General features: G+C 65.8%; 11 protein-coding genes. 10 read left to right on the forward strand and 1 reads right to left on the reverse strand.

The annotated features are described in order from the left end of the window. The first annotated feature begins 27 nt into the window (after nt 1-27). The gene (locus tag J2887_RS19705; protein WP_227172828.1) at nt 28-726 is read left to right on the forward strand and encodes a hypothetical protein; all 699 of its coding nucleotides are present in this window, start codon (nt 28-30) and stop codon (nt 724-726) included. Here the strand turns inward: J2887_RS19705 and J2887_RS19710 are convergent. Next, complete coding sequence (locus J2887_RS19710; protein ID WP_227172829.1) at nt 723-3395, reverse strand: nitrate reductase; 2673 nt, start codon at nt 3393-3395, stop codon at nt 723-725. The genes J2887_RS19705 and J2887_RS19710 overlap by 4 nt on opposite strands. A 412-nt stretch (nt 3396-3807) precedes the next feature. Here J2887_RS19710 and J2887_RS19715 point away from each other — a divergent pair, with 412 nt between their 5' ends. From J2887_RS19715 to J2887_RS19755, 9 genes are all read left to right on the forward strand, one after another. Continuing rightward, nucleotides 3808-4440 carry an ANTAR domain-containing response regulator gene (locus J2887_RS19715; protein WP_227172830.1) on the forward strand — a complete coding sequence of 211 codons (633 nt, stop codon included), beginning with the start codon at nt 3808-3810 and terminating at the stop codon, nt 4438-4440. 9 nt (nt 4441-4449) lie between these two features. Further along, entirely contained in the window at nt 4450-5616 is a 1167-nt protein-coding gene (locus tag J2887_RS19720) for a CmpA/NrtA family ABC transporter substrate-binding protein (RefSeq protein WP_227172831.1), read from the forward strand. A 325-nt stretch (nt 5617-5941) separates the two neighbouring features. After that, a complete protein-coding gene (locus J2887_RS19725; RefSeq protein WP_227176178.1) occupies nt 5942-7273 on the forward strand; it encodes a CmpA/NrtA family ABC transporter substrate-binding protein in 1332 nt (443 codons plus the stop codon). 13 nt (nt 7274-7286) lie between these two features. Then, a complete protein-coding gene (locus tag J2887_RS19730; RefSeq protein ID WP_227172832.1) occupies nt 7287-8282 on the forward strand; it encodes an ABC transporter permease in 996 nt (331 codons plus the stop codon). Nucleotides 8283-8467: 185 nt separating this feature from the next. Beyond that, the gene (locus tag J2887_RS19735; protein WP_228752889.1) at nt 8468-9331 is read left to right on the forward strand and encodes an ABC transporter ATP-binding protein; all 864 of its coding nucleotides are present in this window, start codon (nt 8468-8470) and stop codon (nt 9329-9331) included. Nucleotides 9332-9606: 275 nt separating this feature from the next. Beyond that, nucleotides 9607-10845 (forward strand): NAD(P)/FAD-dependent oxidoreductase, encoded by a 1239-nt coding sequence (locus J2887_RS19740; RefSeq protein ID WP_227172834.1) that lies wholly within the window; start codon nt 9607-9609, stop codon nt 10843-10845. 32 nt (nt 10846-10877) lie between these two features. Next, nucleotides 10878-13382 carry a nitrite reductase large subunit NirB gene (gene nirB, locus J2887_RS19745; protein ID WP_227172835.1) on the forward strand — a complete coding sequence of 835 codons (2505 nt, stop codon included), beginning with the start codon at nt 10878-10880 and terminating at the stop codon, nt 13380-13382. Between the two features lie 18 nt (nt 13383-13400). Continuing rightward, entirely contained in the window at nt 13401-13772 is a 372-nt protein-coding gene (nirD, locus tag J2887_RS19750; RefSeq protein ID WP_227172836.1) for a nitrite reductase small subunit NirD, read from the forward strand. A gap of 103 nt (nt 13773-13875) precedes the next feature. Further along, nucleotides 13876-15237, forward strand: a complete 1362-nt coding sequence (locus tag J2887_RS19755) for a WS/DGAT/MGAT family O-acyltransferase (protein WP_227172837.1) — start codon at nt 13876-13878, stop codon at nt 15235-15237. The last annotated feature ends 28 nt before the right edge of the window (nt 15238-15265 follow it).

Genomic DNA, 15265 nt, shown 5'->3' on the forward strand with positions numbered 1-15265 from the left:
CCATCACCCGGCCGGACATATTGCCCGATGGCTCCCAGCCCTCATCAGCAACTGGGCCAGTTGCTCTGCCAAGCCACCCACGAACTGCTGTGGTCGCCCCAGGCCCGGCACATCCGTGGACGCCAGTCCGGCACCAGCCTGACCTGCCGGGTTGGCCATGGCCAGGCAACCTATCACCGCTACGATCCCCGTGACCGCCAGCACCTGATCACCTACGGTGCCCGCATGATCGCCGCCAAGCAAAGCGCCACCACCGCCGTGACCTGGCTGTCCAGCCGCGAGATCCAGCAACGCCGGTACTTCAACGGCGAACTCTCCAGCGCCAACCTGCTGGCCCACACCTGTTGTCACGAGTTTGCCCACCTGCTGCAACAGGTGGCGGGCAAACGCTTCCATGGCTCGGTACACAACGGCCATTTCTACCGCATCCTCGACCAGCTGCACCACAGTGGCCGCGCCCTCGCGGTGCGCCAGTACCTGCTGGCTGCAGCCGGTCAGCGTGGCCTGACACTGGCCACCACGCCGTTCGACCTGCCCCGGGAGGCATCAGCCCGGGCCCGGTGGCAGGCCGGCGACCGGGTCCGTTTCGGCCACGGCGCCAACCAGCACCAGGGCCGCATCCTCCGGGTCAACCGCAAGACCTGCACGGTGTGCTGTGACGACACCCACCGTGGTCGTGAAGTGCGCTACCGGGTACCGCTGGCGATGTTGCACAAAGTGGATTAGGTCAGCTCCGCCAGCAGGCCCTTCAGTTCCGGCACACAGGAGCCACAGTTGGTGCCGCAACGCAGCTGTTGCCCCAGCGCCGTCACCGAGTCGGCACCGTCAGCCACCGCCGACGCAATCTGCCGCTGCCCCACCTGAAAACAGCTGCAGACAATGGCGCCTACGTCCTCCCGCGCTACATCCCGGGCCGCCAGCAACGCCCGTCGTTCGCTCTCTTCCAGGGCTTCACTGAGAAAGCACTGCTCCAACCAGGCCAGATCCGGCAGCTGCTGTGGCTGCCGTTCCACCAGCAGCATGGCTTCCAGTCGGCCATCCTTCAGCCGCGCCGCCCGAAAACGGCCCTCCGCCGGATCACTCATCACCAATTGCGGGGTGCCGCCCAGCCAGTCATCGGCATCGTCCAGCCAGTGGCGCGGATCGGTGCCTGCCAGCCACCAGCTGTCGCAGCCCGCCAGGGGCACGTGACACCAGTATTCCGCCCGCCAGCGCCGCGGCCGATCCCGGCGAACCAGCAGGCGGGCATGCCAACGGGCCCGGAACGGCGTCAATGCCGCCACCCCGTGCTTGGACTCCGGCTGCCCAGACAGCGGATCGGTCACCGCCGGCATCAGCGCCGACGCCAGCCCCGCCGGGGTGAACTGGCGGTTCCAGTGAATCGGCACGAACACTTCCCCGGGACGCTGACCACGACTGGCCCGCACCCGTCCGACAAACCGCTGGCGCTGCCGTGTCAGCACCGCCAGATCGCCGTCCACCAGCTGATGGCGGGCCAGATCCTGGGGGTGGGCCTCAATGAATGGCTCCGAGCGGTGCTGCAGCAGCCGCGGTGCCCGCGCGGTGCGGGTCATGGTGTGCCACTGGTCACGGATGCGACCGCTGTTGACCACCAGCGGATGGTCCGAGTCGGGGCGGCTTTCCGGCCAGACCGTCTGGATCGGCACCAGCCGGGCACGGCCATCGTCGGTGCAGAAACGGCCATCATCAAACAGTCGCTGCCGGCCCCGGGGAAACGCATCGTTGACCGGCCACTGCACCGGCGCCAGGCGATCGTAGTCCCGGTCCGACAACTCGCTGAGGCCACGGATGTCGAAGCAACGCGGGCCGGCAGCGGCGGATGCGTCGTTACCAACCCCTGACAACGCGGCGTGTTCGCGGAAGATGTCCGCGGGCCCCTGGTAGCGGAATGCCTCGCCGTACCCCAGCCGCTGCGCAACCTCCGCCATAATCCACCAGTCCGGCCGGGCGTCCCCGGCCGGTGGCAACAGCCCCCGCTGGCGGGAGATACGCCGTTCAGAGTTGGTCACGGTCCCGTCCTTCTCGCCCCAGCCGGCGGCAGGCAGCAGAATGTCGGCAAACGCCGCGGTGTCGGTGTTGGCAACGCAGTCGGAAACGATCACCGTGGGGCAGCGGGCCAGGGCTTCGCGGACCCGCTCGCTGTCCGGCAGGCTCACCGCCGGGTTGGTCGCCATCACCCACAGCACCTGGATATCACCGCGGTGGATGGCCTCAAACAGGTCCACCGCCTTGAGCCCAGGGCCATCGGCCAGCGCGTCCGTTCCCCAGAAGTCCGCCACCAGTTCCCGGGCCCCCGGTGTCTGGTAATCCAGGTGGGCGGCCAGGGTGTTGGCCAGTCCGCCGACTTCCCGGCCACCCATGGCGTTGGGCTGGCCGGTGAGTGAGAAGGGGCTGGCCCCCGGCCGGCCAACCCGACCGGTGGCAAGGTGACAGTTGATGATGGCATTGCCCTTGTCGGTCCCCGCCACTGACTGGTTGGCGCCCTGGGAGAACCCCGTAACAGTGCGTGGCGTGTGCTGGAACCAGCGATAGAAGGCTTCCACATCAGCGACAGGCAGATCGCACTGGTGCGCCACGCTGGCGCTGTCCGGCGCCGCCTCCCGGGCACTGGCCAGCGTGGCCTCCAGACCGCTGCAGTGGCGCTCGAGGTAGTCCCGGTCCAGGCCGCCGTGGTCCGCCAGCCAGACCAGCAGGCCGTTGAACAGCACCGTGTCCGAGCCCGGCCGCAGGGGCAGGTGCAGGTCCGCCAGGTCGCAGGTGGCGGTCCGCCGGGGATCAATCACCACCACCCGCCGTCCCGTCCGGGCCGCCGCCTGCATGCGCTGGTACAGCACCGGGTGATTCCACGCCGCATTGCTGCCCACCAGCACCAGCAGGTCCGCCAGTTCAAGATCCTCATAGCACGCCGGCACCGCGTCAGCGCCAAAAGCCCGCTTGTGGGCCGCCACCGCCGACGACATGCACAGCCGGGAATTGGTGTCGACATGGGGGGTGCCAATAAACCCCTTGGCCAGCTTGTTGGCGACGTAATAGTCCTCGGTCAACAGCTGGCCGGAAAGATAGAACGCCACCGAACCCGGGCCGTGACTGGCCCTGGCCTGGCGAATGGCCTCTGCCGTGGCTGCCAGGGCCTCCGACCAGTCAACCGCTCGCCCCGCCAGGCGCGGCTGCAACAGGCGACCGTCATCGCCCAGGGTTTCATGGAGGCTGGCGCCCTTCACGCACAACCGTCCGTGGTTGGCGGGATGGTCCGGGTCTCCGGCCACGGTGCCAGGCGTATCGGTGGCCTCAGTAGGCCGGGATGCTCCGGGTTTGAACAGCACGCCACAGCCCACGCCACAGTAGGGGCAGGTGGTCCGGCAGGTGTCAGTCACAGCAACTCCTGATCTCGCTGACCGGGCACAAAAAAGCCCGATGCCCGGGGTCGCGTGCGCAAGCCAGGGCCATCGGGCGTCAGTGCCGGTGATGGGTAAAAGGTCATGTTGTTGCCGTCATACAAAGCAATAACAGGGCCAGCCGTCGTTACCGCCGGTCGCAGCGATGCATCAGGCCATGGACGGACAAACAACCGCACAAAACGGTGCAAAAACCCCGCCGCGTGCACAACGACCGGGCACAGCCTGCCCCGCCGTCCGCCTCCGGCAACCGCCATCAACCCGCGCGCCGCCTGTGTCGGAGGCCGGGGCCGGGGCGCTGGCAGATTTCTTGCAGATCCATCACCAGTAAACCCGGGAGAGCCACGGCCCCCCGACTGAAACCTGATTACGTTATCAAAGGATGACCGTCATGCACTCGACCGACCCACTCCGCATACTGCTGATCGACAAGGACAGTGACCGCGCCCGGCTGGTAAAGCAGGCACTGGAACTGGAGGGGCACGAGGTCATCAGCCAGCGCCCGGACGCCACCGGCCTGACAGCGGCGGTGGCCCGGGACGAGCCGGACATGGTGATCATCGACATGGACCTGCCAGACCGTGACACCCTGGAGAACATGAGCACGATGAACGAGCACGCCCCCCGCCCCATCGTGTTCTGCGCCAACGAGCCCGGCGACCGAGACACCATCAAGGCCGCCCTGCATGCCGGTGTCAGCGCCTACGTCATGGATGGGCTGCAACCGGAGAAGGTCCGCGCCATCATCGACTCGGCGGTGGCCCAGTTCGAATCCTTCCAGGCCCTCAGGACCGAGCTGGCGCAGACCCGCACAGCGCTGGAAGACCGCAAACTGATCGAACGCGCCAAGGGCCTGATCATGAAACGGGAAGGCTGTGACGAAGACGCCGCCTACCAGGTGCTGCGCAAGTCCGCCATGGACCACAGCGAACGCCTGGCGGTGATTGCCCAGCGGGTGATCGACATCCTCGAGTCCGAGACCACCACCGCGGCGCCACGTCGCGCCCTGCAACAGGCCAGCTGAGACCCGTTCATGCCCGCACCGACCCCGCTCCACCGCCATCCCGGTTTCCACATCCGCCTCGGGTTTGTGCCGTTGCTGGACAGCGCGCCGCTGATCATGGCCCGTGAACTGGGGCTGTTCGATGCCGAAGGCCTGGAGGTGGAGCTGATGAAAGAGGGTTCCTGGGCGTCGGTTCGCGACAAGGTCAGCTTTGGCCTGCTCGACGGCGCCCAGATGCTGGCCCCGATGCCGCTGACGATGTCGCTGACCCGGGGCCAGCCGGCGACCCAGGTGGTCTCCGGTATGGTGCTGAGCCGCAACGGCAACGGCATCACCCTGGCCCAGCCGTTGTACCAGGCACTGCGCGATCGCGGCGTCGACGAAGACCATCCCATCGATTCCGCCAGCGCCCTACGGGCCCTGGCCCGGGAACGTGGCCGCCCGATCCGGCTGGCCTCGGTGGCGCCCTGGTCCAGTCATGACCTGCAGTTGCGGGACTGGTTGGGCAGCGCCGGAGCGCTTTCGGATGCCGAGGTGGAAATTATCCCGGTATCGCCAGTGCAGATGATTGATGCCTTCCGCGCCGGCGCCATTGAGGGCTGTTGCGTGGGGGAGCCCTGGAACAGCCTGCTGGAACTTGAAGGGCTGGGGCGAATCCTGCACTCCGGCCACCAGATCTGGCAGAACGCCCCGGAAAAGGTGCTGGGCGTGCGGGCCGACTGGGCCCAGCAGCACCCGGCCGTACACCTGGGTCTGATTCGTGCCCTGCTGGGGGCCTGCCGCTGGCTCGACAACCCCCAGAATCACCGCCAGCTGGCACGGATACTGAGCCGTCGGGAGTACTTGGGCGAACAGGTAGAGCAACTGGCGCAACACCCGTTCGGACTGTTCCATCCTGGCCTGCACCAACACTTCTTCGAGCGCTGCGCCAATTTTCCCTGGTTGTCCCAGGCCCATTGGCTGGGCAGCCGCCTGGTCTGCCACGGCCAGCTCAGGCAGGCCTCACTGGCAGCCATCAAGACCGTGATCCGTCCCGACATCTACCGCCAGGCCGCCGACACCTTCGGCCTCGATGCGCCGGCGATGGATGGCAAAACCGAAGGCCGTCACCACCTGCCGTTCACCGTCAATGGCCGCCATGGTCCGGTGGACATTGCCGGTGACCAGCTGCTGGGGCAACAACTGCATGAGTGGTAGCCGCCCCGTGCCCCCTACTGAAGCGCTCCACCCTGAAACTGTGCAATCTCTGCCCACCCCTGTCTAAGACAACACCCCGACAACCCACAACCCACTGTTATTAAACATATAAATATTTTGGCACAAAGCCTGCAACGTCATCCTTACTGATCAGCCATCCACTGACGGCAGTGACTGCCGTCCACACACAATGCGATTTCACAGGCAACGGCGCCCGTCCTCCAGCAGAGGACCGGCGCTTTTTTTGTGCCTGAAATAACCATCGGGAGAGCACACCATGACACGACCTCACATGATTGCCCTGGTCCTGGCCTGCAGCGGCTGGATGCACGGCGCACTGGCAGAGGCCAGCGCCACCGACCTGGGTCCGGCGGAAAAACCGGACCTGAAACTCGGCTTCATCAAGCTCACCGACATGGCACCGCTGGCGGTGGCCTGGGAAGAGGGTTACTTCCTCGACGAAGGCCTGTTCGTGGAACTGGAGGCCCAGGCCAACTGGAAAGTGCTGCTCGACCGGGTCATCACCGGCGAACTCGACGGCGCCCACATGCTCGCCGGTCAGCCGCTCGGCGCCACCATCGGCTACGGCACCCAGGCCGATATCATCACCGCCTTCAGCATGGACCTGAACGGCAACGGCATCACCGTCTCCAACGATGTCTGGCAGCAGATGGAACAGCACCTGCCGCAGCAGGCCGACGGCAATCCGGTGCACCCGGTCAGCGCCGAGGCACTGAAACCGGTGGTGGACAGCTATCGGGACCGGGGCGAACGCTTCCCCATGGGCATGGTGTTCCCGGTCTCCACCCACAACTACGAACTGCGCTACTGGCTGGCCGCCGGCGGCCTTAACCCGGGCTACTACGACCCGGAGAACGGCGACACCAGCGGCACCCTGCAGGCCGACGTGCAGCTCTCGGTCACTCCGCCGCCACAGATGCCCGCCACGCTGGAGGCCGGCACCATCAAGGGCTACTGCGTTGGCGAACCGTGGAACCAGCAGGCGGTGTTCAAAGGCATCGGCGTGCCGGTGATCACCGACTACGAAATCTGGCCCAACAACCCGGAGAAAGTGTTCGGGGTGACTGAGGGCTGGGCCGAGAAATACCCCAACACCCACGTTCGCCTGCTGCGGGCGCTGATCCGTGCCGCCTACTGGCTCGACGACAACGCCAACCGCGAAGCAGCGGTCCAGATGCTGGCCCGCCCCAACTACGTCGGCGCCGACCCGCAGGTGATCGCTAACTCCATGACCGGCACCTTCGAATATGAAAAAGGCGACGTACGCTCGGTACCGGACTTCAATGTGTTCTTTCGCTACTACGCCACCTACCCGTATCCGTCCGATGCCATCTGGTACCTGACCCAGATGCGGCGCTGGGGCCAGATCGCCGAGCCCAAGCCGGATAACTGGTACATGGACACTGCGAAGAAGGTCTATCGGGCCGACATCTACGCCGAGGCGGCGCAGTCGCTGATCGACGACGGCACCCTCAGCGCTGACGACTTTCCGGACCTGAGCGCAGAAAACTTTGAGCGGCCCGGACAGGGCGAGCTGATCGACGGCGTGGCCTTCACCCCCCGTCAGCCCAACGCCTACATCGACAGCTTCGCCATCGGCCTGAAGGGCCGGGACACCGCGGTCGCCGCCGAGTAATGGGAGACACACCATGACAACCGCCACCTCGTCTGAATCCCTCAAGGCGCCGCCGCGCTGGTTTGCGGCGGCAACCGAGCGGCTCTCCCCCCGGGCGCTGGCCCGGGGCGGGCGCAACCTGCTACTGCCGCTGATCGGCATTGGCCTGTTCCTGCTGTTCTGGCAACTGGTCGCGCCCCAGGTCAATACCTCCCTGGGCAGTTTCCCGGCGCCCACCGATGTCTGGCAGCAGGCCGGCCAACTGTGGCAGGAGCACAGTGACGAGCGGGCACGGGGCGATCGCTTCGTCACCATGCAGGAGGAACGCAATGCCCGCATCCTGGCTGACAACCCCGAGGCAGAGGTGCGTATTCGGCCTTACCCCGGCGCGCCCACCTTCTTCGACCAGATCGGCACCAGCCTGGTGACGGTACTGTGCGGTTTCCTGCTGGCCACCCTCATCGCGGTGCCACTGGGTATCGTGGTGGGCCTCAACCGCTTCTTCGCTGCGGCGGTCAACCCGCTGATCCAGGTGTTCAAACCGGTGTCGCCACTGGCCTGGCTGCCGCTGGTCACCATGGTGGTGTCGGCCACCTACGTCAGTGACGACCCGATGTTCGAGAAGGCGTTCCTGACCTCGATGATCACCGTCACCCTGTGCAGCCTGTGGCCGACCCTGATCAACACCAGCGTCGGTGTGGCCGCGGTCAATCCGGACCTGCTCAACGTCTCCAAGGTGCTGCAACTGTCGTTCTGGACTCACACCCGCAAGGTGGTGTTGCCGTCCTCGGTGCCGATGATCTTCACCGGCCTGCGGGTATCGCTGGGCATTGCCTGGATGGTGCTGATCGCCGCCGAGATGCTGGCGCAGAACCCGGGGCTGGGGAAATTCGTCTGGGACGAGTTCCAGAATGGCAGCAGCCAGTCCCTCAGCCGCATCATGGTGGCGGTGCTGGCGATCGGTTTTATCGGCTTTCTGCTCGACCGGATCATGCTGCTGATCCAGAAGAAAGTCGCCTGGAACGAGTGAATTTTACAGAGCATGCCGCCCCGGGCAGATAGACCCTTCTGGGACACGCGGTGAATACATCCATGTACGCTCGACCAAAACATCCCTGTTTTGGACGGTCCCGGAAGGGCCTATCTGCCCGGGACTCCGCAACTTTTGAGGTGAAAGCCGTGAGTAAATCGCATCTTGAGTTAACCGGTGTTGATATGGCCTTCGACACACCGTCGGGCGCTTTTCTGGCTCTGGATAACGTCAACCTGAAGATCAGCAAGGGCGAGTTCGTGTCGCTGATCGGCCATTCCGGCTGCGGCAAGTCCACCGTCCTCAACATCGTCGCCGGCCTGTTGCCGGCCACCCGGGGCGGCTGTGTACTCGACGGCCACGAGGTCAACACCCCGGGGCCGGAGCGGGCGGTGGTGTTCCAGAACCACGCCCTGATGCCGTGGCTGACGGTGTACGAGAACGTTGCCCTGGCGGTGAACCAGGTATTCAAAAAGTCCATGGGCAAGCGCGAGAAGCGGGCGTGGATTGAACACAACCTGGCGCTGGTGAACATGCAGCACGCCCTCAACAAACGCCCCGGTGAGATCTCCGGCGGTATGGCCCAGCGGGTGGGCATTGCCCGCGCCCTGGCAATGAAGCCCAGCGTGCTGCTGATGGACGAGCCGTTCGGCGCCCTCGACGCGCTGACCCGGGCCCATCTGCAGGATTCGCTGATGGCGATCCAGCAGGAGCTCAACAGCACCGTGATCATGATCACCCACGATGTCGACGAGGCGGTGCTGCTGTCCGATCGCATCGTGATGATGACCAATGGGCCGGCCGCCAGCGTCGGGGAAGAACTGGCCATTACCCTGCCCCGCCCCCGGAACCGGGTTACCCTCGCCGATGACCCGGATTACGTGCATTACCGTCAGGCGGTGCTGTCATTCCTCTACGAGAAACAGACCTTTCCGGGACGCAGCGAACCCGAACCGGCCCCGCTGCCGGCAGAGCCGGCAGTAGCAGGCCCATCGCCCAAAACTGCCGAGGGCAGCAAAGCCAGCACCAGCCGGGAGGCAATCGCCTGATGACAAGCCCGGTCCGCTTCCATCGCCTGCGCCAGCACAGTGCAGGGCGACCCAGAGCGGGGCGCCGGCTTCGACGGGTTGTGCGCCACGGCCCACCTGAAACCCTGTAAATCAATAAGTTGCATTAATGGCACGATACTCGCTTTAGAAGACTCAGGATGGGGTTAGCCGGTTGCGACCGGACCATCCGCATTTCGTTGTTGGCAAAGTTGCCGGACCGTCGCGTTCTCCCCGGGGAACCCGACGCTCCGGCTTTTTTCGTTGGGAGAACACCGATGTCGGTTCAGCCAAACACACCCCGAACCCTGGTGATCTGCGGCCATGGCATGGTGGCCCAGCGTCTGCTGGAACGGCTGTGCGACCAGGCCAGCCACCCGTTCGAGCGCATAGTGGTGCTCAGCGGCGAGCCTTCGGCCGCCTACAACCGCATTCTGCTGTCGTCGCTGCTGGCCGGTGATGCCGACGAAGCCAGCCTCAGGCTGCAGGCCGACGACTGGTTCCAGCGCCAGGGAATAGAGCGCCGCCAGGGCGACCCGGTGGTTGGCATCGACCGCCAGGCTCGTCAGGTGGTGACCGCCAGCGGCCATAGGGAAAGCTACGACCAGCTGGTGATCGCCACGGGTTCCCGTTCCGCCAGCCTGGGCCTGCCCGGTGAACAGCTCAACGGCGTGGTGGGATTCCGTGACCTGCGCGACACCCGCACCCTGATCGAGCTGAGTCAGCGCCACCGTCGGGCAGTGGTGATTGGCGGCGGATTCCTAGGGCTGGAAGCGGCCGAGGGGCTGCGCCGGCGCGGCATGGCCGTCACCGTGCTGCATCGCAGTTCTCACCTGCTCAACCGTCAGCTTGACCGGGTCGGTGGCAACCTGCTGGAACAGGCCCTGAGCGCACGGGGCCTGTCCATACGCACTGGTATCGGACCCATGGCCTTGCTGGGCAACCAGCAGCTGCGGGCGGTGCAACTGACCGACGAGACCCTGATCAGCACCGACCTGGTGGTGATCGCCGCCGGCATCACCCCCAACGCTGAGATTGGCCGTGACGCCGGCCTGGCCTGCGACCGCGGCATCCTGGTCGACAACCGCCTGCAGACCAGTGATCCGGCGATCCACGCCCTCGGCGAATGCTGCCAGCTTGGCGACCAGACCTTCGGGCTGGTGGAGCCGGGCTATGAACAGGCCGACGTGCTGGCGCAGGTGCTGGCCCAGCCCGACAGCCAGGCCCGTTTTGCACCAGCCGTGATTGCCACTCGCCTGAAAGTCAGCGGCATCCCCATTTTTTCCAGCGGCCAGACCGACGCCGACGAGCACACCGACTCGGTGGTCTGGCAGGACTACGAAACCGATCGCTACTGCCGGTTGCTGATCCGTGACCGCAAGCTCACTGGCGCCGTGCTGTTTGGCGAAACCAGCGACGGCCCCTGGTACCACGAGTGCATTCGCCAGGGCGACGACATAACGGAGTACCGGGCCAACCTGGCATTCGGCAAACAGTACTGCAACGCGGCAGCCTGAACCGACCCCGGTCTAAGATGAGAGGACACCCCATGAGTAAGAAAAACCTGTTAGTGATCGGCAACGGCATGGTCGGTCACCATTTCCTGGAACAGTTTGTTGCTACCGATGCTGCCGCGGATTACCACATTGTGGTGTTTGGCGAGGAACCGCTGCTGGCCTACGACCGGGTCCACCTGTCGGAGTATTTCGGTGGCTCCAGCCACGCCGACCTGGCCATGGGCACCGCCGAGTGGTACGCCGAGAATAACCTCGACCTGCACCTGGACGAGCAGGTCACCGGCATCGACCGCGACGCCAAACAGGTGGTCACCCCGAAAGGCACCTACGCCTACGACGAGCTGGTGCTGGCCACCGGCTCCTTCCCGTTCGTACCACCCATCGACGGCAATGACCGGCCCGACTGCCTGGTCTACCGCACCCTCGACGACCTCGACCAGATCCGCGCCAGTGCCGAGAATGGCAAGGTCGGCGTGGTGGTCGGCGGCGGCCTGCTGGGCCTGGAAGCCGCCAACGCCCTCAAGAGCCTGGGGCTGCAGGCCCACGTGGTGGAGTTCGCCCCGCGGCTGATGCCGGTGCAGCTGGACAACGACGGCGGCGCGCTGCTGCGCCGCAAGATCGAGGAGTTGGGGGTGCAGGTCCACACCGAGAAGGCCACCACCGCCATCGTCGACGGCGAGGACTGCCGCCTGCGGATGAACTTCAGCGACGACAGCCACCTGGAAACCGACCTGATCGTCTTCTCCGCCGGCATCCGGCCCCAGGACGCCCTGGCCCGCAGCTCCGGCCTGGAGATTGGTGAGCGCGGCGGCATCGTGATCAACAACCAGTGCACCACCTCCGACCCGCACATCCACGCCATCGGCGAGTGCGCGCTGTGGAACCAGCGCATCTTCGGCCTGGTGGCGCCGGGCTACACCATGGCCCGCACCCTCGCCGGTGCCCTCAACGGCGACGGTGAGGCCGCCTTCACCGGCGCCGACATGAGCACCAAGCTCAAGCTGCTCGGTGTTGACGTCGGCTCCATCGGCGATGCCCACGGCCAGAGTCCCGGCGCCCGCAGCATCCGCTTCAACGACGAGGCCAGCGGAGTCTACCGCCGCATGGTGATCAGCGAGGACGGCAAGAAACTGCTGGGCGCCATTCTGGTGGGCGACAACGGCCCCTACGACACCCTGCTGCAGTACGCCCTCAACGGCATCGACCTGCCGGCCAGCCCGGAAGCGCTGATCCTGCCGGAATCCGAGGGCGGCGCCCCGGCCCTGGGTCCGGACGCCCTGCCGGACACCGCCTCGATCTGTTCCTGCCACAACGTCACCAAGGGTGACATCTGCGGCGTCATCGACGCCGGCTGCCAGGACCTTGCCGGCGTCAAGGCCGAGACCAAGGCCAGCACCGGTTGCGGCGGCTGTGCCGCGCTGCTGAAGAACGTGGTGGACTGCGAACTGGAGAAACGCGGCGTCGAGGTCAGCACCGACATCTGCGAACACTTCCCCTACAGCCGCCAGGAGCTGTTCCACCTGGTCAAGGTCAACGGCATCCGCACCTTCCGCCAGTTGATTCGGGAACACGGCCAGGGCCATGGCTGTGACATCTGCAAACCGACCGTGGCTTCCATTCTGGCCACCGTGTGGAACGAGCACATCCTGGCCACCGACCACGTCGCGTTGCAGGACACCAACGACACCTTCATGGCCAACATGCAGAAGAACGGCACCTACTCCATCGTGCCGCGGGTGCCGGGTGGCGAGATCACCCCGGACAAGCTCATCGTGCTCGGTGAGGTGGCCAAGGAATACAACCTCTACACCAAGATCACCGGTGGCCAGCGCATCGACCTGTTCGGCGCCACCCTCAGCGAGCTGCCGGAGATCTGGGAGAAGCTGATCGCCGCCGGCTTCGAGACCGGCCACGCCTACGGCAAGTCGCTGCGTACGGTGAAATCCTGCGTCGGCAGCACCTGGTGCCGCTACGGCGTGCAGGACAGCGTCGGCATGGCGATACTGCTGGAGAATCGCTACAAGGGCCTGCGCGCGCCCCACAAGTTCAAGCTGGCGGTGTCCGGCTGCACCCGTGAGTGCGCCGAGGCCCAGAGCAAAGACTTTGGCGTGATCGCCACCGACAAGGGCTGGAACCTCTACGTCTGCGGCAATGGCGGCATGCGGCCGCGCCACGCCGACCTGTTTGCCACCGACCTGAGCGACGAGGAGCTGATTCGCACCATCGACCGGGTGCTGATGTTCTACGTCCGCACCGCCGATCGTCTGCAGCGCACCAGCGTGTGGCTGGAGAATCTGGAAGGCGGCCTCGACTACCTCAAGGAAGTCATCCTGGAAGACAAGCTCGGTCTCGGCGAGGAGCTGGACGAGCACATGCAGAGGGTGATCGGCACCTACCAGTGCGAATGGAAGACCGCGGTGGAAGACCCCGAGAAGCGCAAGCGCTTCCGCGAGTTCGTCAACGACGAGCGCAAGGACCCCGTGCAGCAATGGACCACCGAACGCGGCCAGCGCCGCCCCGTGGCGGAAACCGCCTAAGCCAGAGGAGACCCAGCAATGACCCGCAAGACAACCCAATGGCACCACCTGTGCGACGTGCAGGACTTGATCCCGGAATCCGGCATCGCGGTATGGACCCCGGCCGGCCCGGTGGCGATCTTCTACCTGCCGCATCAGATTCCGTCGCTGTACGCCATAGGTCACCATGACCCCTTCTCCGACGCCAACGTGCTGGCCCGGGGCATTACCGGTGACCTCAAGGGCGAGCCGGTGGTGGCCTCACCGATCTACAAACAGCACTTCAGCCTGCGCAGCGGCGTCTGCCAGGAAGACGACAGCGTCCGCGTGCCCACCTTCCAGGTGCTGGTGGACGGCGAACAGGTGCTGGTGGAAGTACCCGCAACCCAGCGGGCCGATGCCGTGGCCTGACGACCCGGGCAGTGGCCTGGGGCAGTTGGGCCACTGCCATTGTGACCGGACGACCGGTAGTATCGGGGCAGACCAATAACAGCGACAACAAGGACCTGTCCCTTTGAAACCTCTCAGCCCGGCCGACCAGCTGTTCCTGTGGCTTGAAAAGCGGCAGCAGCCCATGCACGTGGGCGGACTGCAGCTTTTCTCCTTCCCCGATGACGCCCCCGACGACTACGTCGCCCAACTGGCGGATCAGCTGCGCCAGCAGACCACCGTGACGGCACCGTTCAACCAGCGTCTCACCAGCCGCTTTGGCCAGCCCTACTGGACCGGAGACACCCAATTGGATCTGGAACACCACGTCCGCTTCGAGGCCCTGCCCACCCCCGGGCGCATCCGCGAACTGCTGGCGTTCGTCTCGGCCGAGCACAGCCACCTGATGGACCGGGAGCGGCCGCTGTGGGAATTTCACCTGATTGAAGGGCTGCCGGACCGGCGCTTCGCCATCTACACCAAGGTCCATCACGCTCTGGTGGACGGCGTCTCGGCGATGCGGATGATGAAGCGGATGCTGGCGGACAGCCCGACGGAGCGCGAGCTGCCGCCGATCTGGTCGTTGCCGCCCAGAGCGAACCGTCAGCCGCAGCCACGGGGATCGGTGATCGACAGTCTCAGCCACCTGCTGGGACAGTCCGGTCGCCAGCTCGGCACCCTGCCGGCGGTGGCACGGGAACTGTTGCGCACAGTGCAGCGGGCCCGCCGCAACCCCGAGTACGACTCGCTGTTTCGCGCCCCCCGCTGCATCCTCAACCAGAAAGTCACCGGGTCCCGCCGGTTTGCCGCCCAGTCCTACAGCCTGGCACGCATCCGGGCGGTGGGGGAGGCCTTTGACGCCACCGTCAACGATGTAGTGATGGCGATGTGCGGCCACGCCCTGCGCGCCTACCTGCGCAGCCAGAGCGCGCTGCCGGAGCAGTCGCTGATTGCCATGGTGCCGGTGTCCCTGCGACGGGACGACAGCGCCGAGGGCAATCAGGTGGGGATGATCCTGGCGTCGTTGGGCACCGACCTGGCCGACAGTGGCGAGCGCCTGCGCCACATTCACCAGGAAGTCGGCGAGGCCAAGGCCCGCTACGCCAGTCTGTCAGCGGAAGAGATCGTCAACGTCACCGCACTGACCCTGGCGCCGGCGGGATTCCACCTGCTGACCGGGCTGGCGCCAACGTGGCAGACCTTCAATGTGGTGATTTCCAACGTGCCGGGGCCCCAGCAACCGGGTTACTGGAACGGAGCCCGGCTCGAGGGCATGTACCCGGTGTCCATCGCCATGGACCGGATGGCGCTGAACATGACGCTGACCAGCTACTGCGATCAGGTGGAATTCGGTCTCACCGGGTGCCGGCGCACCCTGCCCAGCCTGCAACGGCTGCTGGACCACCTCGACGAGGGGCTGGAGGAACTGGAGGCGGCCCTGCGCTGAGCGCGCAGGGGCGATTCGGAGTTAATCA

Source organism: Marinobacter sp. CA1 (genome assembly GCF_020546665.1).
GTDB lineage: Bacteria > Pseudomonadota > Gammaproteobacteria > Pseudomonadales > Oleiphilaceae > Marinobacter > Marinobacter xestospongiae.

What these genes read in the sequence shown, in the direction of transcription:
- J2887_RS19705 (WP_227172828.1), top strand. Translation starts at nt 28, where the DNA reads ATGGCTCCCAGCCCTCATCAGCAACTGGGCCAGTTGCTCTGCCAAGCC.
- J2887_RS19715 (WP_227172830.1), top strand. Translation starts at nt 3,808, where the DNA reads ATGCACTCGACCGACCCACTCCGCATACTGCTGATCGACAAGGACAGT.
- J2887_RS19720 (WP_227172831.1), top strand. Translation starts at nt 4,450, where the DNA reads ATGCCCGCACCGACCCCGCTCCACCGCCATCCCGGTTTCCACATCCGC.
- J2887_RS19725 (WP_227176178.1), top strand. Translation starts at nt 5,942, where the DNA reads ATGCACGGCGCACTGGCAGAGGCCAGCGCCACCGACCTGGGTCCGGCG.
- J2887_RS19730 (WP_227172832.1), top strand. Translation starts at nt 7,287, where the DNA reads ATGACAACCGCCACCTCGTCTGAATCCCTCAAGGCGCCGCCGCGCTGG.
- J2887_RS19735 (WP_228752889.1), top strand. Translation starts at nt 8,468, where the DNA reads ATGGCCTTCGACACACCGTCGGGCGCTTTTCTGGCTCTGGATAACGTC.
- J2887_RS19740 (WP_227172834.1), top strand. Translation starts at nt 9,607, where the DNA reads ATGTCGGTTCAGCCAAACACACCCCGAACCCTGGTGATCTGCGGCCAT.
- nirB (WP_227172835.1), top strand. Translation starts at nt 10,878, where the DNA reads ATGAGTAAGAAAAACCTGTTAGTGATCGGCAACGGCATGGTCGGTCAC.
- nirD (WP_227172836.1), top strand. Translation starts at nt 13,401, where the DNA reads ATGACCCGCAAGACAACCCAATGGCACCACCTGTGCGACGTGCAGGAC.